The following is a 20,634-nucleotide window of genomic DNA, read 5'->3' as shown; positions in this document are numbered from 1 at the left end:
ATAACATGGTGGGGATGTGCTATAGTATTAGTGCAATGTTAAAAGGTGACTTGAATATGGAATAAAATATTATTTGAACAGATCTTTTAATCACCAAAGCAGTTTGGTTCTTGAAAAACCTGGAAAATACCAGTGTTCAGGAACTTATATTTTTAGTATTTTTATTGGAAAAATAAGATTTATGAAATGGATAATGGGTATGGTTGGAATTATTATGATGATGGGATGCCATCCAAAGGTTGGTGAAAATAAAGATGGAAATAAGGAAGTTTTTGGCGATGGTTTACACGGAACAACAAGAATGAGTTTTGCACAGGTGGAGAAGAGATTGGAGAAATCCGATACTATCGAGGCCAGGGTATCCGGAATTGTAAATGAAGTGTGTCAAATGAAGGGGTGTTGGATGACATTGAACGCAAATATTACAGGCGGTAGCCAAATTACTGTTCGATTTAAAGACTATGGTTTTTTCGTTCCAAAGGATATAAGTGGGGAGAAAGTGGTAATTGAGGGAAAGGTTTACAAAGAACTCACCTCGGTGGAGGACCTAAAGCATTATGCTATTGATGCCGGGTTGCCAGAAAATGAAATTGAAATGATTGATAAGCCCAGAATAGATTATGTCTTTTTAGCCAGTGGTGTGGAACTCTATAGAAATTAATCAATGTATTTTAAATGGAAAATCAATAAGGGAAATGGAAAAAGTGCAGCCCTCGATGTTGATTTAATAGGATTTTACTAACTCTCTGATTGTGAAAAGATCAATTATGTGAAGATGAACATAAGGGCTGCATCTAACTGGAAATAAATATAGGGAATATCTTACGAAAAAACCTTGTTTTACGCGAATTTTAAGAGAATTTAGAAAAAATTAAGATTTTTTTTAAGATTAAAGCAGCGAATCATATTTTCGAGGCGTTTTCAGACTGAAGATTTCGATGTGATTAACTTTTTTGATGATTTACTACACTTCTGTTAAACTGTGAAAAGAGCAATTTTGTGAAAATGAATTTAAGGGCATTTTTTTACTTCCCGGAAAGCAAAGGATTTTTTGAACCTGAAAAATTCATCAAACAATATTACGAAGTAAGTGTGAAAAAGCTGTGTTGAGAAAAAATGCAGCCCTCGATGTTGATTTAATAGGATTTTACTAACTCTCTGATTGTGAAAAGATCAATTATGTGAAGATGAAATTAAGGGCTGCATCTTAATAATTATACGGTAATATAACACATATTCAGGACAATTCATTGTATTTTCTGTTTTTTTTAGAAAATATTAAGATTTATTTTTAATAATTCTAGGTCGATATTTTCTTTTATTAGTTCAATAGCCCGTTTAATTTTCCAGGGGGTTCTAAGATTAATTTTTACTTCAATTTTTGATATTTTTAAAACAGTGCCCAACGTATCGAGTTCTGTTCGGATCAAAGGTATTTTATTTTCCAGTATGTATCTTTTCCCTTTCTGGGTAAGTGAACCCTCTCCTGTGGCTACCACTCCGGAAAGCGGGCAATTGACAGTGGGGTTTGCAAGGGACCATTCCTCGAATTTGTATAATACTTCATCTACCTTATCGGCAGAAACTACCAGTAATTGATTCTGTTGGTCCCTGAGTTTACTCATTTCCATTACCGATCCAGAAATAATATCTTCTACTTTATTGTAGACATTTTCCTCATTGTATGTTACTTTTCCTCCAATAGAATCTACGACGCTCTTGATAATAGGAAAAGCCATGGTTTTGTCATACGGAAGGTAGCCGAGGACCGGTAGGTTCATTTCTTCTAATTTTTTAGAGGTGTAATACCGGATTTTATCGATTTTTTCCGGAAGGACTTTATTTACTATAACGCCAATAATAGGTACATTTTGTTCTCTAAAAAGGGCAACACTCATATTTAGCCTGTCAATGGTGCGACCAATACCACCTTCTACTATCATTACTACACCGAGGTCGAGCATTTTAGCCACATCAGCATTTGACAGGTTTACAATACTGCCTACTCCAGGATGACCAGTTCCTTCATAGATGACGATATCGTGTTCTTCCTGCAGGTTTTTGGCGGCATTGTATACATGCTCCTTAAATCTATATTTTTCTGGATTATCCAGGTAGGAAGCAGTGGCTCCACTGCCCAGTATGACTGGAGAATGGTAGTCTGGTTCCAGATTAAACCCGAGTAAATCTGCAAAAAGGAGAGTGTCCTTATCTACTCGCAGGTCGTCCAGATCCAGGAAATGTTGACCTACCGGTTTGCAATAGCCTACGTTGACATCCATCGCCCTGAATATGGCTGCTAAACCCAGAGTTGAAGTTGTTTTGCCTACGTGTTGATTGGTTGCTGCTACGTAAAATCCTCTCATTAGTATTGATGATTAATGCTCAGGTCAAAAGATAGTTATTTGGAATCATTGTGCCAAAATACTTTCATTTCTCGGTGTAATTGAAGTTTTTTATTCTCCGGTTGGAGGTTTAAATTCAATTGGTTATTGGGAGTATTCCTGTGGGTAGGTTTTATAATGTGATAAGTGCCCTGTGGTCAATTACGCATGGATTCTTTTCCGGTGTACTGTAGTAAACTTCGAATACAGACTTTATTTGATAATTTCATCCATTGTCAAATGGGTCATTTTAGATTATTTGATTGGACAATGGGTAGAAATAAAAAAACCTGATTGGAAAGTAACCCCAATCAGGTTTTTGTTTTATGGCTGTGAGAGCAGGATTCGAACCTGCACAGAGCGGTTAGCCAAGATACAATTTTAAGTGGTCAACCCCAGACTTCATTCTATGTCCATCTGAGACAGACAAAGAGAAGCCATTATATCTGGTTTATCCCTTGTTCTCCACCCCCGAGACAAGAGGGCACGGCTGCCTATTTCGTCACCTCACAATATTTTAAACAACCATCTTTTTGATTGCATTAGCAAATATACAACAAAGTTGATCTATTTATACAAATTTTTAATAAAAAAAATAATAAAAATATCATATTGATAATGAAGTGTTGAATTTTTTATCAATTTTATAATATTGAATCTGGTATTAAAGTCAAAATTAGTTTTTTTGTAATAAATAAGCTATTATTAGTGTAAAAATATTGAGATTGAAAGGTTTTTTATATTCTATAATTTGCTTCTTTTTGATTTTAAGCTGTCATTTTACTCCAAAATCAAGTAAATATGTTGAAAAAAGAAACTCTGAGTGGATTAAGGGAATTACTTTGGTAGCACCGCCGGATGAGTTTTCGACGGATCCAATGCATCCACTGAAAGCGATTAATTCGGAATGGGTAGCTGTTGTCCCTTATGCATTTTCACCCCAACATTCTACTAAGATATATTATGGTGAGGGTAAACAATGGTGGGGAGAGACAAAGGAAGGAATCATTGAATCCATAGAATTGGCGCATCAGTCGGGCATGAAAGTTTTGCTTAAGCCACATCTTTGGTTACGGGGAACCTGGACGGGAGATATGACCTTTGAAACAAGCGAAGAATGGAGCCAATGGGAGCGAGAATATCGCCATTATATTTTAGAAATGGCAAATCTTGCAGATTCCATGAATGTGGAGATGTTTTGTATTGGCAATGAATTCAAAACTTTTGTAGTGACCCGCGCCCAGTTTTGGAAGGAATTGATAGATGCCGTTAGATCATCTTACGATGGAAGTTTGACCTACGGTTCAAATTGGGATGAATTTGAAATGGTGCCGTTTTGGGAGTATCTTGACTTTATAGGTATTAATGCGTATTTCCCCCTGGTAGATGCAAAGAGACCTGAATTTAGTGATCTATTGAAAGCGTGGGAACCTGTAAAAGAGAGGATAAGCCGTGTGCAGGAAAAGGTCGATAAACCTGTGGTCTTTACCGAATATGGATATTTAAGCACTGAATTTAATACACATAATACGTGGGATAGGGAAAAAATGTTACACGAACTGGAACCAAGTGAAGAGGCACAAAGTGTGGCTATAGATGCTTTGTTTTTTACTTTCTATCAGGAAGATTGGTGGTACGGAGGGTTTTTGTGGAAATGGTATCCCTTTGAATATAGAATTAGGAACAGGGAAAAGGACTATACTCCACAGGGAAAAGTAGCTGAAAGCACACTTAATAATTGGTTTTTAAAATAACTATGTATGCATTTTTTAAGGACGGAACAAGGAGTGAAGGATCACCTGGCTAAAATTAAGGAGAAAAAAATAGGTTTTGTCCCTACTATGGGCGCATTACATGAAGGTCATAGATCTCTTATTGAGATGGCTGCAAACCAGGATAATTATACGGTCGTTAGCATCTTCGTCAATCCCACTCAATTTAATGATCCGGCAGATCTGGAAAAATATCCGAGAACGCTGGCTGCAGATATTGAATTTTTAAAAAATAGCCATTGTGATTTGCTCTTCTGTCCCGATGAGAATGAAATCTACAAAACGGGAGAAGCACCTGTTCCGGAAATAAACCTGGGGCATTTGGACCGCACACTTGAAGCTGAGTTCCGTCCGGGACACTTTAAAGGAGTTATGCAAGTAGTTGCCCGGTTGTTGAAAATTGTCAAACCTCACGATCTTTATATGGGGCAAAAGGATCTGCAGCAGTTCGTAGTACTTCGTACTATGATTGAACAACTACACATTTCCACAAACATAATTCCGTGTCCTATAATCAGAGAGGAAAATGGATTGGCAAAAAGTAGTAGAAACCGCCGAATAGGTGAAGCATTTTTGAGAAATTCTGATATTTTATATAGGTCTTTAGTCCATTGCAGGGATTATTTTCAAAAATCCGAAATAGATTATCTTAGGTCGTATGTCCAGTCTGTCTTTAGGAGTTCGGATTTTCAATTGGAATACTTTGAATTTTTAGACGCTGATACCTTTGAAGTTATAAATAGAAAGGGGAAAGTGAATAATATCATTGCTGTTATTGCTGCCTGGGCAGGAGACGTAAGGCTTATTGATAATATGATAATGTCCGGGGAGCTTTCATCGCATTAGGTTCCTCTTTGTCTATAGATTAATTTTTGACCGCTTATTATCTTTTCGCATTGGATTATTTGGTTCTTTGGACTAATCATTTTTTATTTTAGAATAAAATTTTAACATGGTGTCTAAATAAAAAATTTTTAAAAAAAATGGACTACGTGAACTTGAAACAATTTAGGCCTTCAATTGTAATAATGAATGAAAATTGGGTGAAATAATTTTCATGTTTAGGTGTACCTCGGCATCGAGTCTAAAGAGTTTTGTGGTTGGATAGAATGAAAATTCTTTTGCCGGGCACTATTAAAACCCTATTATTGGTGGAAATTTAAGAAAAAAGTAAAAAGAGATAAAGTTGCCGAAAGACTCTATACGTGGTTTTTTTAATATCCACATAAAAGAAATTGATTTTCAAAGCAAAAAACGATAATATTTATAAATTTGCGATGTTATGCTGATTCAGAGATTTAAGTCAAAAATTCATAGGGCTACTGTAACCGAAGCCAATTTGAATTATGTTGGTAGCATAACCATCGACGAAGATTTGATGGAGGCTGCCAAAATACAGGAGGGGGAAAGGGTTCAGATTGTGAATAATAACAATGGGGAGCGATTGGAAACCTATGTTATTCCCGGTGAACGCGGTTCCGGAGTTATTTGCCTTAATGGTGCAGCTGCACGCAAAGTAGAAGTAGGCGATGTTGTAATTATTATTTCATATGCTTTAATGACTCCCGAGGAAGCCAAAGAATTTATCCCTACTACCATTTATCCACAAATTGGCAATTCAATAGACTAGTAGAAGTTGAATAAAAATTTAGGTAATATAATAAGGCTTATTGTTTTCCTTTCTATAGGCTCTGCGATTTTGTATTTTGTATATAAAGAACAATCAGCTCAGTATATTTCCTATTGCACGGGTCAGGGAAATGCAAGAGAAGATTGTAATTTAATATCAAAGATAATATCAGATATAAAGTCAGCTGATATTATTTGGATAATCCTTACAATTATTACGTATCTACTTAGTAATGTTTCCAGGGCTATTCGATGGAAGTTGTTGATTAATTCTGATAGTGAAAACGTAAGGACCGGCAATGCTTTTTTTGCTACTATGATTGGTTATCTTGCGAACTTGGCAATTCCCCGCCTGGGAGAGTTTGTAAGAGCGGGTGTAATTTCAAGATACGAGAAAATCGATTCTGCAAAAGTTATGGGAACAGTGGTGACGGATCGCCTACTTGATTTATTATGTTTTGGAATAGCTTTTGGGTTGGGATTAGTTTTAGCTTCAGGACAAATCATAGGATATATAAATGAGAATGCATCGATGCCATCAATATCTACATCCTTTTTCCTGGGTATGTCCGCTGGTCTGATTTTGTTATGTATTGTTGTTGGGTTACTATTTATTAAATTCAAGGAGCACAATATTGTAAAGAAAGTTGTAGAAAAAATTCGTCAGTTTGTTGCTGGTATTCTTAGTATAAGAAAGGTCAAAAACCTTGGAGGATTGATATTTCACAGCATCAATATTTGGGTTATGTATTATTTGATGACCTTCCTTCCCTTTTATAGTTTCGAAGCAACTTCGGAATTGGGTCCGGTCGCAGGGTTGTTGGTATTTATTTTTGGTGGATTAGGCATGATCTTACCGGCGCCAGGTGGTATTGGTACTTATCATGCGATGGTAATAGCCGGATTAAGTATCTATGGAATTTCAGGACCTGATGCCTTTTCATTTGCTATGATAATTTTTATAGCGATTAATATTTTAGTAAATTTATTGATGGGGTTATTGTCACTTATTATCCTGCCATTATATAACAAAAACTATAAATCAGTTAATGCTGAAATTCCCGAATAAAAAGTTTTTAAATGCTGATAATTTTCAAGATGTATTGTCAGGTCGGAAACAGCCATTGATTTGGACCAATGGTTGCTTTGATATCGTACATCGCGGCCATATAGAATATTTATCCGCTTGCAAAAACATTGGCGGGCAATTGATAGTAGGTATAAATAGTGATGAATCGGTAAAACGGTTAAAAGGTGCGCAAAGACCTTTAGTGCCGGAAGAAGATCGGATGATTCATATAGCTGCTTTTGAATTTGTTGATTTTGTAGTGATGTTTGAAGAAGATACTCCTTTAAATTGGATAAAAAAGGTACGACCGGATTATCTGGTGAAGGGAGGAGATTACAAACCCGGGGAAATCGTGGGTAATTCATTTGTGAAGAGTTACGGAGGCCAGGTAATGACGATCCCATTGACACCGGGAAGAAGTACATCTTCGATAATTGATAAAATATTGCAAGATAGATGACAAAAATTAAGACGGTGACTGGTTTTCTGGAGAATATTGCCCCACTTGAATTGCAGGAATCATATGATAATTCAGGTTTATTAGTGGGAGATGACGAAAAAGAAGTAACGGGTGTCTTGTGTGCCCTTGACGCTACTCCTGATATAATCCAGGAAGCGGTCGATAAAGGACTGAACCTAGTAATAGCACATCACCCCATTATTTTTTCAGGTTTGAAAAAGCTAACCGGCCGCAATTACATAGAAAAAGCTGTGTTAAAAGCTATAAAAAATGATATCGCTATATATGCTATCCATACAAATCTGGATAATATATTAAATGATGGGGTAAATGGCAAAATAGCCCAGAAATTGGGATTGCAAAGTATTGAGATCCTCCGGCCTCATGCAGATAATCCCCAATTGGGATCGGGAGTGATTGGTCAATTGGTCAGGGAATTGCCCCCCAATGAATTCCTGAAATATTTGAAAAATTCTTTTGAGTTATCTGTCTTCAAATTCACTGATTTTAGGCCTGATTCCAACATCCGAACAGTAGCTGCCTGCGGAGGGTCAGGTAGTTTTTTATTGCAAGATGCAATTGATGCTGGCGCGGATGTATTCATCACTTCGGACTGGAAGTACCATCAGTTTTTTGATGCGGAAAACAAGATAACTATTATTGATATTGGGCACTACGAAAGTGAAAAATATACAATTCAACTGCTTAATGATCTAATTAACAATAATTTTCGTAATTTTGCGGCGCATTGTACGGAACGGAATACCAATCCCGTGAATTATTATTTTTAAAATAATTATATAAACCTATGGCTAAAAAGAAAGAGTTAACAGTTGAGGAAAAGTTGACGGAATTATATAATCTCCAGGAAATTGACTCTGAGCTTGATAAAATAGAGATTCTTAAGGGAGAACTTCCCGAAGAAGTAAAGGATCTTGAGGACGAAATTGAGGGGTTGAATAAAAGGATAGAGAGATTAGAAGGTAACGTTAAGGAACTTGAAGGAGAGATGAGTAATCAGGATGCCAATATTAAAGAGTCGAACGCTTTAATTGAAAGGTATAATTCTCAGTTAGATGATGTAAAAAATAACCGTGAGTACGAAGCACTTACAAAAGAACTCGAACTTCAGAAGTTGGAAATAGAGTTGTCTGAGAAACGAAAAAGAGATACTCAAACAAAAATAGATAGTAAAAAAGAGGTCCTTGACGGCACCAATGCTCGTTTAAATGACAAGAAAGAAGCACTTGATGCAAAGAAAGGCGAATTGGAAAAAATAATATCCAAGACAGATAAAGAGGAGAAGAAGCTTCATAAAGATTCTGAGAAACAAAGAGAAAAGATTGAACCTCGATTATTAAAGGCATACGATAAAATTAGATCTACTTATCGCAATGGCCTTTCAGTTGTTACAGTTCAAAGAAATTCGTGTGGAGGATGTTTTAATAAAATTCCCCCTCAAACGCAATTAGAAATCTCCCTGATGAATAAATTGATTATTTGCGAGCATTGCGGACGGATTCTTGTAGATCATAGTATTACCGGGGAAGTGGTAGAATAGTTCAATGTGAAGTGAAAGTAGTACAAATTTCCATAGATACTTTTTGGATAATTTAAAAGTAAATATATATTTGCGAATTCTTTAGAAAGGCGTGGTAGCTCAGCTGGTTAGAGCGCAGGATTCATAATCCTGAGGTCGAGAGTTCAAGTCTCTCTCACGCTACAGAAAATGAAGGAGTTATGATTGTTTTCATAGCTCCTTTTTCTTTATGAATTCTCCCTGAAATTGACCTTCTATAATATTACCAGTGTGCATTTTTATTATGTCCTATATAGTCTTAAAGGTCATATTGTATAAAGGGGTATTGCAGGATATAGGTCAACGATTTATCCATCATAATAGCGCTGGGGTAAACGGTTTACATGATATCTAGTATCCCCGGGTGTTGTGTATCCAATGACAATTGAAACAAGCAAAGAGGCAATAAAGTAGTAAGGAATACAAAGACGATGGAAGGGATAGTATTTACAGATTAAAATAGGAGAGGGTTAAAGTTGATAGATATGGACTGTCAATTTCTAATACGGGAGAATTCTGAGTGCTCTATGATACTTAGTGGAAAGATGATAGTAAATCTTAAAAGGATAGAAAAAAGATATGTGGATGATAGTATTCAACGGCAAATAGCGCCCGTACAGGAGATAGGGCGTTCAAGTCACTTCCACGATACCAAAAGATCAGGGAGTTATGTAGTTGTTGGTTGTAATTCCTTTTTGTTTTTTCGAATTGGGTACCTTCCCGATCTTCTTCCATGGCGCTTTTTTCTCCCTAACCATATTTTTAAACCGGTAATTGGTAGACTGGCGGCGATCAGACTGGCAAAGAAAGCGATAATTTTACCGGGTAAACCCAAAATAGCCCCAACATGTATGTTATAATTGGCCTCCTGGAGTTTTTCACCCGTATTTTTTTCTTTCCACAGGTTTGAATCCAACACCTCACCAGTATATTGACTTATCTGGTATGTATTGTGTTTATTGTAAATTTTTCCTTTGGCATTATTCAGTGTGAGCGAATAATTTGAAGTAGAATCATAGGGATACTCAATGTAGTATGACATTAGAGCCGGACTGTTATATACCAAACTTAAAAGTGTTTGATCAACATCTGGTTTTTGTTTAGGGATGTGAGAATCAGGAAGGGAAAAAGTTGTTTTCAAAGGTTCTTCCGGCACTTCTCCGCCCGTGGCAAGCCAGTAAATACTCTTATCCACCCATTCATAGGACCAGACTAATCCTGAAATGGCTATAAAAATGGCGATCCAGGTCATGTAGAATCCAAATACATTGTGCAGATCATAATTGAGCCGTTTGGGAGATGCAGTCCATTTTACCTTAAAACGCTGTCTGAATCCCCTTTTGCTTTTTGGAAACCAAAGATATATCCCGCTAAACATTAAAGCAACAAAGATCAGAGTACTAATAGATACAATGTGATGTCCGATTTTAGGAATAAGTAAGGAAGTATGTAATGATAAAACGATCGACCAAAAAGTTTTTCGATAGGAAAAGGTGTCTATAATGTTTCCGGTGTAAGGATTGACAATATAAGCCCTGTAATTCCTCGTTGAGTCACGAAGCCAGACGATAGAGGCTCTATCGCCCGAAGGATATACCGAAGCATTCATGTATGTGACTTCCCTGTCAAATGCATTTTCCACCTTTCTCTGAAGGGTTAAAGGGGAAATAAACTCTTCTTTTTGGGGTTCTATTTTTCGAAAGACCCCTGATTCAAGCAGTAAACAGACCTCTTCCTGAAAAACGTACAGGCAGCCTGTTATGCTTACAATAAAGACCACCAGCCCGGATGTTAATCCGAGCCAGAGGTGTATTTTCCCGATTAGCTTTTTAACACGCATAAAAGTCGCGGTAACTATTCGGTTGGGTGTTTGACTACAGAATATCCTGTGACACCATCTCCGTCAATTGTTTTTCCAATGGTATAATCATCGGCATTACCATTATAGTCGATGAGGAGTACATTAGTCGTATTGTTTGCTGCACTTTTGTGAAATGCAATAAAATTTCCCTCACTAATCAGTGGTTTTCTGGACAATCGGATATCTGCTTTTGGCATATTGTATCTGGTAATACTTTGGTTAGCCAAATCTACTTTAGCATAGTAATAGTGGTCATTGTCCAGATTGGAATATTCACCTATATCGTTTGGATTGAATAACATACCCATGGCCCAATTCCCCTCAAGAGCATCTAATTGCATAACTTGGGTAGGTTCTCCCGTTTCAGCTGACAAATCGAAGAAATATGAATCATCAAAATCCGTCTCACCTGCATTGATACGCAAAATATATCCATTCACGTCGTCATCAGTTGGCGTTCCATAGAAACCTCTCAAATAGCCGATGTATAAGTCTCCATTATCTGTGTGAGCTAATAAGTTGTTGATATATGCGTTTTCACCTGTGGAAATGTCAGATTCTATTAAAGTCTCGTTATCCATAGAGGGATAATCCAATACAACCGATCTTGTGCCCGGAGCGTAATTCCCATCAAAATCGTAATACACCGTAGGCATGACTAATTTGTTTCCATGGACAACTGCAGTACCTAAATTGGCTTTCCAGTTTTCCCCATTATCTTTTGCAATAGTTGGAATACTATATACACCGCTGTTGGAAACCTCAAATTCGGGTATTTTGATGGTAACCCATTTTATTTCCGGCTCTCCCCATTGGATAGGGTCCATAACCAAAATGGTATTCTCATCAATTAGGTTTCTTGAATAAGCTCTGTCCGTAATATATTCTGAAACTAAAAGAGATGCTGTTTCAGTAACAGATCCATCAGCGTGCATTTCATATTGAAAAAACTTTTTCTCTCCACGACTAAAGAAATAAAAGTAGTTTCCTGATTGAATAAATTCATTTCCAGGAATCTCTACACCATTCCCTACAGGGCTTATGTTTCCTGTCATTAGATCATCTGTTGAAAGGGAATAGCTTGCACCATCCGGGATTTGGACCCCCAGTGAATAATACTCAGCTTCTTCTTCTGATGTTGTAGGGTCATCAATTGATTCATCCTTACTACAGGAAAACATTAAAGCAAAACATACTATAAAAAATAAATTATACACATTAGCTGTACTATTCATAATCACAATTAAATTTGTTGAATAAAATATCTGAATTTTAAATAAAAAGATCTTCCTGGCTTTTGTAGTAAATAGTTGTCATATACTTGTCTGTCAAATACATTTTGACAACCAAAGCTAAAATTATATATTCCTGAGTTCAGGCTATAGGATACGCCTGTACTATGAGTCAGTTGAGTGGGGATATTGGCTTTATTCTGATTTCCTAAGCTTGGCCACCTGAGATAAAACTCATGGACGTATTGAACATCCCAATAAAACGTAAATCGACTGTCATCTAATAACAAATTATTTTTATTCAAATACACTCCCCCATTCGACATAAAACAAGGTGTATTAGGAAGTAAATCCTTGTAGGTCAGATTTTTACTTGCTCCGGAATACTCATTCCAATCCTTCAACTGTTGATAGGTTGCATTTCCTTTCAAACGAAGAAAATCATTGTAATCGTAAGTGAAATCTAAGGATCCTCCCCAACCTCTTACCTTGCTTATATTGGCATGAGATCCACCACCTAGATTACCACTTACAGCATATTGAATCTTATTTCCCATGTTTCTAAAAAAGACAGAAGGCTCCAAAGAAATAGTACTTTTTTGACCAGTAGGCAGATGATTGAGCAACCAACCAATATTAAAGTTTAAACTTTTTTCAGGTTTAAGGTTTGGGCTAGGCCGAGTCAATAAACCATCTCCTAATACTTCATTTGCATCAGGCAATCTATAAGATCTTTCCATGGAAAATTTAAAGATATTGTGGTCATTGACATTCCATTTTAAGGCGTACCCGTAACCTATATTATTTATAGTACTTTCAACAGGATACGTTTCTGGTCTATAACCTAAGGAGTCTGTTATATATCTTTCATCTACCGTCTCTACGGAATAATTATAGTTCTTTACCCAAAAAGAATTTTGTAATTTGCTGTCAAACAAAGACAACTCATAGGATAGGCTGCTTACCTGTTTTCTGAGGTGTTGGGGCTTCACAAAAGAAGCTGTTCTATTGGATAGAAGTGGATCAGAGCCATCTCTTATGGTATGGTCAAATGTATAGATTGCATTGATTACCTGGTTTTTACCAATTGGATAGCTCAGGTTGGCTTGTTGAAACCAATTTTTATTGTTCAAATTCAAAAGTGATTTACCATTTCGTCCTCTCCCCAATTCACTATTAGTGGGTTGTTCATCCACTATTTCTCCCAACCAATTGTATGCCCTTGATGATGTATCAATAACCATACTATTTTGAAAACTCACCGAACTATGAATACTTAAATTTAATTTAGTATCAAAAATTTTCTCCTTATTGTAAAATAAAGATGGAGAATAAGATCGATCTTCTCGCATAGCCTCTCCATAAACATGCGCCATTGTTGCACCATGTTGAATCTCATTATTATTTCCAGCCATAACGAAAGTAAAATTCAATTGATCAGCCCATGGTTTATTAATAAAACCAATTCCAAGTTTACCTGAGGCCGACCGGTACTGATCGTGAAATCGTTTGGTTCGTATATTTCGCGCTCTCCCCGTTTGTGGATCAGCCACTTCTACCCCTTGTCCCCACACTTCATAGTCATTATCGGAATAATTGAAAAAGCTTTGCAAATCGACATAAAATTCATTGTCTTCAGACGTCCAGCGTGTACTAAGAGCAGCACGATGCGTATTAAAAGAACCAATACTATAAGACGCATCAATATATTTATGACTTTTATTTTTAGTGACAAGATTAATTACACCACCCAGGGCATCGCTACCAAATTTGGGCGGTACGACACCTTTAAAAATTTCTACACGCTCAACTAGATTTACAGGGAAATTATTAATTGAATATCCTCCTCCAAATCTATCCAATGGTACCCCATCGATAAAAAAACGCACAGATCTTCCCGACATCCCATCTAATGAGTAATGAAAGGAAGAACCCAGACCCCCGGATTCCCGCACTCGTATTCCAGCAGTCCTGGAAGCAAGCTGGTTGATATTAACTTCCTGATTTTGTAAACTTTTGGTTTCAATAGCATTTACAGAATATCCAGTTTCTCGTAGTTTTTGAGACTCTGACTTTCCTACAACTGTCAATCCCTCCAGGTTTACTTGATCATCTTTGAGTATAATCTCAAGAAATATTTCTGATCCTACAACAACATTTATTGGTTGTGTATGCGTCACAAATCCTATCCCTGAAACAACCAAATTATAATTTCCCGGTCCTGTTTTAAATTGAAAATATCCATTTTCATCTGTCGCATTACCTGTTGATGTCCCTTCCAATATTACCGTTATTCCAATTAAAGAGTTGGAGTCCTGATCCAGCACCATTCCTTTTACATCAACCACTTGTCCATTAACCATTTTGAACATACATAAGACAATACACACTATATGGGAAAATCTGAAAATTTTCATTTAATTAGACTTAATCTTAATTACTGAAGGGCAAACGTACTGATTAAACCTCAATTTACCAAGTCAAGGATAAACAAATTGGAAGTTAAAATCTAAGTGTTTACAGGGATTCAGAATGGACTATAAATTGATTATTTCAAAGGAATCATAAAATGTCGTCTGCAGTGTAAGGTCCATTTGTATAGATGGAGGGACAGTGGATTATTACTGATTTATAGATAACTAAATATTCTCTTACGAACATTTGTTCAACATTTTTATTTCGATAGTCAATCGCAGGAGAGCTGTTTTAGAGATATGTTTTTGGTATCTACTCAATGTTGTTGACTTTATTGTTCAGGCATAATCCCATCGCTCAGTGGCGTGGAATCTAATAAACTTTTTTATTTGCGAAAGACAGATCGTAATTGGTGAAAGCTTCAATGTCTTTTACACATTTGTACATCATTTCAACATTAAAAGAATTTTACCCAAAATCATAAATCCATAGTGGTCCTAATTAATTTCGGTATTTTGTCTTTAAGCAGAGAAAATAAGGCTTAATTAAGGATGTGAAAAATAGTTCTACCAAAGGGAAAGGATACAAGGAATGGATCTATACTTCAATAAATCAATAATGTCTATGCGGCAATTTACCTTTTTACTTATTCTGGGCTAATACAAGTAATCCCAAGATACTTGTTTTCAATGTTTTAGGGGAGTCGGTAATTTGGCATAAAATTGGAGGCTATGGGTTTGGTTTTTTTAACACCGGAGCACTATTTATGGAATGGAGTAATGAGTGTAGCCTTGTAATAAATGCGTTCAATGGATCTTGATTGGAAAAAGTATAGAAACCCTGAGAAATAATTACCTAATACCCTGGACTTGAAGAATGATTATATCCTCATATCTGGAGGATGATCACTGAATGAACTTAACCCCGCATTGTCCATAGGGTTTTTCGGAATTCCTCAAGCCATTGAAGCATATTCATATGGGTGAAATGGGGGCGACTCTGTATGCTTTTATTGGAAAAAGAAAGGAGAGGGAAGGTTGAATTTACGCATTCCCTCTCCTCTAACTTGTGTAGTATATATTGTTTTAAAAATTCTTTGATCCTTTAAAACAGCGATTCTCTTCTCAATATGGGTACATGATAATCCACCATATTTGAACCCTTCGCAGTGTGATTTTGCGATTTTCTGGTTGTCTGAATCCAAAATATCCATTTGTTCTGATAATAAAATTCAGCCAACATGAAGTTTTCAATTATCTAATTTCGATAATGCCAACTGCCAGCAACAATGTGGTCAAGGAGCCCATTAATCTTTAGCCTGCGTTGACCTTTAAATGCTCATTGAAAAAATTTTCCAGTTTATCAAACGGAATCATATCCAATTGGTCATATAAATCGGTGTGCACCCCACCGGGAATTATCATTAGCTCTTTGGGTTCTGATGCTGCCTTGTAAGCATCTTCACTGAAGTAACGAGAGTGAGCATTTTCCCCGGCAATGAGTAACATGGGTCTTGGAGATATCTCTTTGATATAGGTCAAAATCGGCATGTTCATCAAAGAGACAGGCGTAGTGACTGTCCAGGAACCATTTGAGTTGATGGAGCGCTCGTGAAATCCCCTATCTGTTTTGTAGTAATCAAAGTATTCCTGGACGAATGGTGGTTCATCACCTTTTATTTCGCTGGGCAAACCCTGCGGAGCTTGCTTTGGAGTTCCGTTTTGAGCATCTTCCCAGCGTTGTTGACTCATTTGCTCAAGTAATTCGGTCCGTTGTTCAGGTGTCGTGGAATCAAAATAACCTTTTGCATTTACGCGTGACATATCGTACATACTGGTCGTGGCAACGGCTTTTACACGTTTGTCAACAGCTACGGCGTTCAAGGCAAAACCTCCAAAGCCGCAAATACCGATGATGCCCAATTTTTTTCGGTCAATATAATCCTGTAATCCTAGAAAATCTATAGCGGCGCTGAAATCTTCTGTGTTGATATCAGGGGAAGCTATATTCCTTGGCTGACCTCCACTTTCTCCTGTATAAGAAGGATCAAATGCTAGTACAGCAAACCCGCGTTTGGCCATTTCGTTGGCGTATAAACCGGAGGCCTGCTCTTTTACCGCTCCGAAAGGACCACTAATCGCTAATCCCGGAAGGTTGGTACCTCCCTTTTTCGGAAGGTATAAATCGCCGGTAAGTTCAATTCCGTATCGGTTTTTGAAGGTTACTTTTTTGCGGGATACCTCATCATTCAACTCGAATGTGTATTGTCCCGCTTGTTTAGGATTATCCATATTACTTAGATTTTGCTGATTTGTAATGTTATTTTGACCCTGTGACAGTCCTGCCATTATTAGGGCCACCATGAGAATTATCATCTTTTTCGATCTTGTTATTTTTTTATGCATGTTGTTTAAATTTTCGGATTAATTTTCACTGTAGCTTCTTTGGCACGATTGCTTACCATTGGGTTCAAATAAGGACTATTCCTGTATTTGGTTTTATAAGCTTCATCAATTCTTGTCAGGAGATCTTCATTGTACTCCACAGGCTCAAAGATTACGTCTTTTACCATCCCTGCCGCATATATGCAACCGGCTTTCTGTTGAATGGCCGATCGATACCAACGTCCGTTTTTACCGTGAAAGGCACGAACGTATAAATCGCCATCAACAATCACTTCCCAGATCCAGGTCGGCGTGCCATAGGTCTTTCCATCGGCTCGGAAAGGTGCAATTTTCAAATCGTCAGCTTCGTCGATGTGTTGCAATTCATCCGACGTAAAATTTGTATATTCTGAAATCATTTTTTGTTAATTTAAAAATCCAATTAAGACCATATTAAAATATCTTTTACTAGAGGTTTTAATTGGTTATTAGTTTCTTACAGTTTGTGACAAAACTTCTCTCGAGGTCTCTGCTTGATCTTTTCCGATATGTTTTTCTATCAAGTCAAAAGTTTCCTGTATTTGATGTATCGTAATACCGGTGTTCATTCCCATTCCGATATGTGCCTGTAATTGAGGAGCCACTCCGTTCATACTTGCCAAAGCGGCAATCGTAACTAATTCACGTTGCTGGAAGCTAAGAACATCACTGTTGAAAATGTCTGCAAATAAATGTTCTTTCAGAAAAACATCAATACGCGGAGCAAATTCCCCAAATCCCGGGGCTGGTTTAGATTGGGGTGTTTGGGTTAAATACTCCAGGACATTCCTACCTTGTTCATATTTGTCAACCGTTTTGTTTTCGACTTCAATTTCTTTTCCCAAATTGTCTTTCTTTCCTTTAGCATGTCTTTCATCCAATACTTTGCGGAATATATTGATGCCATTCAAACTTCTTGGGAAGCCACAATAGGCATACAGTTGAACCATTGCTTCCTTGATTTCATTTATGGTAAGTCCTGAATCCAGCGCCGTGTTTAATTGTAGCTTCAGGTTATCCAAATCACCTGTAGCCGTTAGTGCGGAAATCAATATAATCCCCTGGTCCTTTGGACCTATTGTTTTGATTGTTTGCCCATTCATGGTATTAATACTTAGCGTTATAGGTAAAAAGAATGTCCATAGTAAAGAGTGGAATTTCATAATCATTATTTATTGTAAGGCTTCTGTATAATCATGATTACTGACTGGCTCTAACCAGGTGTTTGTATTTGTCTGCGGATTGCATTGTATAGCGATGTGCGAAAACCAACTGTCCGGGACAGCTCCATGCCAATGTTCTTTCCCGGCTGCAATTTCTACTACATCGCCTGGTTTCATACATACAGCTTTTTTGCCTCTTTCCTGGTAATATCCCACCCCACCTACTGCAATGAGGATTTGTCCACCCGAATGGCTGTGCCAGTTGTTGCGGCAACCTGGTTCAAAGGTGACATTGAACATGGGGACGTTCAGGTCCTTGTTGTTGGTTAAGGGGGCAAGCCAGGATTTTCCTGAAAAAAACTGCGCAAAACCTGTGTTTTCTTCTCCGACTTCAAACGTACTGATTTTTGGTACCGAAGGATTCATAATATATTGATTTATAATTTTAAAATTTATTTTTGAGAACAATACTGTTAAAAGGATTGCAGTAATAAACCTGACAAGTGTGAGCCTCCATTTTTCAATTTATTTTTCCCTTTCAATTTTTACGGTCACTGAACCTTTTACGGCAAAATTTTCCATTCCACTGGTTATTTTCCCAAGAGAAATCAATCCTTTGGAATAGTCGAAATCCTTATAGAACAAGGCTATATTGCCCCAGGGTGCGTAATAGGTCAGGTCTCCAATGGATGGATTAAAACCAACGGGAGCATCTTTGGTAGAGAGCTTTTTGGAAAGGGATGCGATTTTTTCGGTGTGGGCATAGTCTTCCAATTGAAGCGTCAATGGCAACAATGAAGCAAAATCCCTGCTTGAAGGTGTATCGTATAGGATTGCACTACTTGTTTTTTCCCCTATTGTTAATCTAAGTTTCATATGTTCCTGTTTTGGTACTGATGTATAACCCGAAAAAATGGTTACTATAAATAAGAGGGTCACAGTGTATTCCATAATTTATATAGATTTAAGAATTTTCGCTGGAATCCCACCAACGATCGTGTTGTCGGGAACATCTTTTGAAACCACTGCACCTGCAGCAACAACTGAATTTTCACCAATGGTTACCCCTTGTAAAATCGTTGCATTTGCTCCAATCCATGCGTTCTTTTTGATATGAATGTGGCCAGGAACAAGTGAATGTCGGGATTCCGGAGATATTGGATGTCCTTCGGAAAGTAAACTAACTTTTGGCGCAATTAGGACATGGTCTTCGATGGTAATTCCTCCTAAATCTAGAAAAACACAATTAAAATTGATAAAGACATTTTTCCCTATTTTGGTATTTTTCCCATAATTGAGGTATAATGGTGGAAATACAGCCGTGCTTTCATCGATGTCAAAACCTGTGATTTGGCTCAATAGTTCCCTGATTTTAATAGGGTCAGAAGAACTGTTCATTTTGACAAGTAACTTTCTTGTGGCATCTGATGCTTTACGCATTTCTCCTGCTTGCGGATCCCCTGAAAAGATAGTTTCTCCGTTTGCTAATCGCTTGAAAATATCCGAATTATTCATACCTTCTATAATTGTTCTATGCAAATATACAGGGATTCATATCTCTTATGTTACACATTATTCGTCTATAATGTCAAATATTACGTATTTTTGTCCCAAAATATCAGAATAAAGAATGAGGGAAGAAAAGGATCCCCGTGTTGTTATGTTAGAAGTCACTAATGGAGTTGAGTTTTTGGTAGATTTCCGTAAATTCTTTCACGGCTATTTTCATACTCATTTACTCTGTCATGAGGGAAGCATTGAGTTCTTATTCAATGATAAGCCTATGAAGTGTATGGCTGGGGAGTTCTTATTTTGGTTCGCTGACAGTAAATTGTCTGACTTACATTGCACCCAAAATTTTAAAGCCAGTGTATTGCTCGTGGAAAAAGATTTTTTGATGGATAATATTCCGGATCAAAATTGGTCCATTGATGCTATTCTATATTCCAAAGAGCATCCTGTTAAAACCATTAGCAAAGTGGATGAACAAAAAATTATTGCGAACTACCAAAATTTACACAACAGGTTTTTAGAATTTGATCATCTTTTTTATGAAGAAGCACTAAAGCTCCAGATGCAAATATTCATTCTTGAAATGTGGCATACATTTGCCAATGCATATGAACGCCATAAACGCAGCTTGCAATCCGGTACTTTATATGAAAGGTTTTTGCAATTGGTGCAAGACCATTGTATGAAAGAGAGGGAAGTACAGTTTTACGCCGGGGAGCTTTATATTACGCCGAAGCATTTGAATTTTGTATGCAAACAAAATACCGGTGTTTCAGCATCCGAATGGATCCGACGGTATACAAAAGAAAGAATACTGGTATTATTACAAAACAAAAATCTAAACGTTGCCGAAATTGCTGATCAGATGGAATTCTCCAGTCGCTCCTTTTTTACACGGTATGTAAAAAAGGTATTAGGTGTTACTCCTAGTGATTATCGACAACGAATGGACTAAACAAATATGCAATCAAGATTTTGGGAGGAACCTTTCTTCTTGAATTTATAGACTTTTTAGAATTGTATACCCTGGAAGTTATGTATAAATGCGAAAAGACGTCTGTTAAATAAGAGTACATTTCTTCTAACCTTATTGCAATGGTAGTGGAGATTTTATCTTTTGAGACAGGTAAATTAT

At 37.0% G+C, this 20,634-nt stretch carries 19 protein-coding genes and 1 tRNA gene; 10 read left to right on the top strand and 10 right to left on the bottom strand.

Annotated elements, in window-relative coordinates:
• Positions 1 to 181: 181 nt before the first annotated feature.
• Complete coding sequence (locus LVD47_RS06600) at positions 182 to 661, top strand: DUF4920 domain-containing protein (RefSeq protein WP_236974771.1); 480 nt, start codon at positions 182 to 184, stop codon at positions 659 to 661.
• A gap of 607 nt (positions 662 to 1,268) precedes the next feature.
• Here the strand turns inward: LVD47_RS06600 and LVD47_RS06595 are convergent.
• On the bottom strand, positions 1,269 to 2,366 hold the full coding sequence (locus LVD47_RS06595; RefSeq protein WP_236974770.1) for an AAA family ATPase: 1,098 nt from the start codon (positions 2,364 to 2,366) through the stop codon (positions 1,269 to 1,271).
• A 743-nt stretch (positions 2,367 to 3,109) separates the two neighbouring features.
• On the opposite strand from LVD47_RS06595, the gene LVD47_RS06590 reads away from it, so the two are divergent.
• From LVD47_RS06590 to LVD47_RS06555, 8 genes are all read left to right on the top strand, one after another.
• Complete coding sequence (locus LVD47_RS06590; RefSeq protein ID WP_236974769.1) at positions 3,110 to 4,138, top strand: glycoside hydrolase family 113; 1,029 nt, start codon at positions 3,110 to 3,112, stop codon at positions 4,136 to 4,138.
• 6 nt (positions 4,139 to 4,144) lie between these two features.
• Positions 4,145 to 5,002 (top strand): pantoate--beta-alanine ligase, encoded by an 858-nt coding sequence (gene panC / locus LVD47_RS06585; protein ID WP_236974768.1) that lies wholly within the window; start codon positions 4,145 to 4,147, stop codon positions 5,000 to 5,002.
• A gap of 436 nt (positions 5,003 to 5,438) precedes the next feature.
• Positions 5,439 to 5,786, top strand: coding sequence for an aspartate 1-decarboxylase (gene panD, locus LVD47_RS06580; protein WP_236974767.1), 348 nt, complete (start codon positions 5,439 to 5,441; stop codon positions 5,784 to 5,786).
• A 6-nt stretch (positions 5,787 to 5,792) separates the two neighbouring features.
• Positions 5,793 to 6,854 carry a lysylphosphatidylglycerol synthase transmembrane domain-containing protein gene (locus tag LVD47_RS06575; RefSeq protein WP_236974766.1) on the top strand — a complete coding sequence of 354 codons (1,062 nt, stop codon included), beginning with the start codon at positions 5,793 to 5,795 and terminating at the stop codon, positions 6,852 to 6,854.
• Positions 6,835 to 7,314, top strand: coding sequence for a D-glycero-beta-D-manno-heptose 1-phosphate adenylyltransferase (rfaE2, locus tag LVD47_RS06570; RefSeq protein WP_236974765.1), 480 nt, complete (start codon positions 6,835 to 6,837; stop codon positions 7,312 to 7,314). The genes LVD47_RS06575 and rfaE2 overlap by 20 nt, the downstream gene beginning before the upstream one ends.
• Positions 7,311 to 8,105: a Nif3-like dinuclear metal center hexameric protein gene (locus tag LVD47_RS06565; RefSeq protein ID WP_236974764.1), complete on the top strand. Its 795-nt coding sequence runs from the start codon at positions 7,311 to 7,313 to the stop codon at positions 8,103 to 8,105. The genes rfaE2 and LVD47_RS06565 overlap by 4 nt, the downstream gene beginning before the upstream one ends.
• 17 nt (positions 8,106 to 8,122) lie before the next feature.
• Complete coding sequence (locus LVD47_RS06560) at positions 8,123 to 8,875, top strand: zinc ribbon domain-containing protein (protein ID WP_236974763.1); 753 nt, start codon at positions 8,123 to 8,125, stop codon at positions 8,873 to 8,875.
• Positions 8,876 to 8,963: 88 nt separating this feature from the next.
• Positions 8,964 to 9,037 (top strand) — tRNA-Met (locus tag LVD47_RS06555).
• 523 nt (positions 9,038 to 9,560) lie between these two features.
• Here the strand turns inward: LVD47_RS06555 and LVD47_RS06550 are convergent.
• From LVD47_RS06550 to LVD47_RS23685, 9 genes are all read right to left on the bottom strand, one after another.
• Entirely contained in the window at positions 9,561 to 10,733 is a 1,173-nt protein-coding gene (locus LVD47_RS06550) for a PepSY-associated TM helix domain-containing protein (RefSeq protein WP_236974762.1), read from the bottom strand.
• A gap of 14 nt (positions 10,734 to 10,747) precedes the next feature.
• Positions 10,748 to 11,989: a DUF4374 domain-containing protein gene (locus tag LVD47_RS06545; protein WP_236974761.1), complete on the bottom strand. Its 1,242-nt coding sequence runs from the start codon at positions 11,987 to 11,989 to the stop codon at positions 10,748 to 10,750.
• An 8-nt stretch (positions 11,990 to 11,997) separates the two neighbouring features.
• Entirely contained in the window at positions 11,998 to 14,403 is a 2,406-nt protein-coding gene (locus tag LVD47_RS06540; RefSeq protein WP_236974760.1) for a TonB-dependent receptor, read from the bottom strand.
• A 1,311-nt stretch (positions 14,404 to 15,714) separates the two neighbouring features.
• Positions 15,715 to 16,776 (bottom strand): alpha/beta hydrolase, encoded by a 1,062-nt coding sequence (locus LVD47_RS06535; RefSeq protein WP_439651988.1) that lies wholly within the window; start codon positions 16,774 to 16,776, stop codon positions 15,715 to 15,717.
• A 35-nt stretch (positions 16,777 to 16,811) separates the two neighbouring features.
• Entirely contained in the window at positions 16,812 to 17,204 is a 393-nt protein-coding gene (locus LVD47_RS06530; protein WP_236974758.1) for a DUF2255 family protein, read from the bottom strand.
• Between the two features lie 69 nt (positions 17,205 to 17,273).
• Positions 17,274 to 17,987 carry a carboxymuconolactone decarboxylase family protein gene (locus tag LVD47_RS06525; RefSeq protein WP_236974757.1) on the bottom strand — a complete coding sequence of 238 codons (714 nt, stop codon included), beginning with the start codon at positions 17,985 to 17,987 and terminating at the stop codon, positions 17,274 to 17,276.
• A gap of 9 nt (positions 17,988 to 17,996) precedes the next feature.
• A complete protein-coding gene (locus tag LVD47_RS06520) occupies positions 17,997 to 18,413 on the bottom strand; it encodes a cupin domain-containing protein (protein ID WP_236974756.1) in 417 nt (138 codons plus the stop codon).
• A gap of 99 nt (positions 18,414 to 18,512) precedes the next feature.
• Positions 18,513 to 18,863: a cyclophilin-like fold protein gene (locus tag LVD47_RS06515; protein WP_236974755.1), complete on the bottom strand. Its 351-nt coding sequence runs from the start codon at positions 18,861 to 18,863 to the stop codon at positions 18,513 to 18,515.
• Between the two features lie 78 nt (positions 18,864 to 18,941).
• Positions 18,942 to 19,502 carry a sugar O-acetyltransferase gene (locus LVD47_RS23685; RefSeq protein WP_305067721.1) on the bottom strand — a complete coding sequence of 187 codons (561 nt, stop codon included), beginning with the start codon at positions 19,500 to 19,502 and terminating at the stop codon, positions 18,942 to 18,944.
• 115 nt (positions 19,503 to 19,617) lie between these two features.
• Between LVD47_RS23685 and LVD47_RS06505 the strand changes: the two genes are divergently transcribed.
• Positions 19,618 to 20,454, top strand: coding sequence for a helix-turn-helix domain-containing protein (locus LVD47_RS06505; RefSeq protein WP_236974754.1), 837 nt, complete (start codon positions 19,618 to 19,620; stop codon positions 20,452 to 20,454).
• Positions 20,455 to 20,634 lie beyond the last annotated feature (180 nt).

This window comes from Membranihabitans maritimus (genome assembly GCF_021729145.1).
In the GTDB taxonomy this organism is placed as follows: Bacteria; Bacteroidota; Bacteroidia; order Chitinophagales; family Saprospiraceae; genus Membranihabitans; species Membranihabitans maritimus.
Note: the sequence above shows the minus strand (reverse complement) of the source record. Positions and strands in the feature narration are given on the sequence as shown.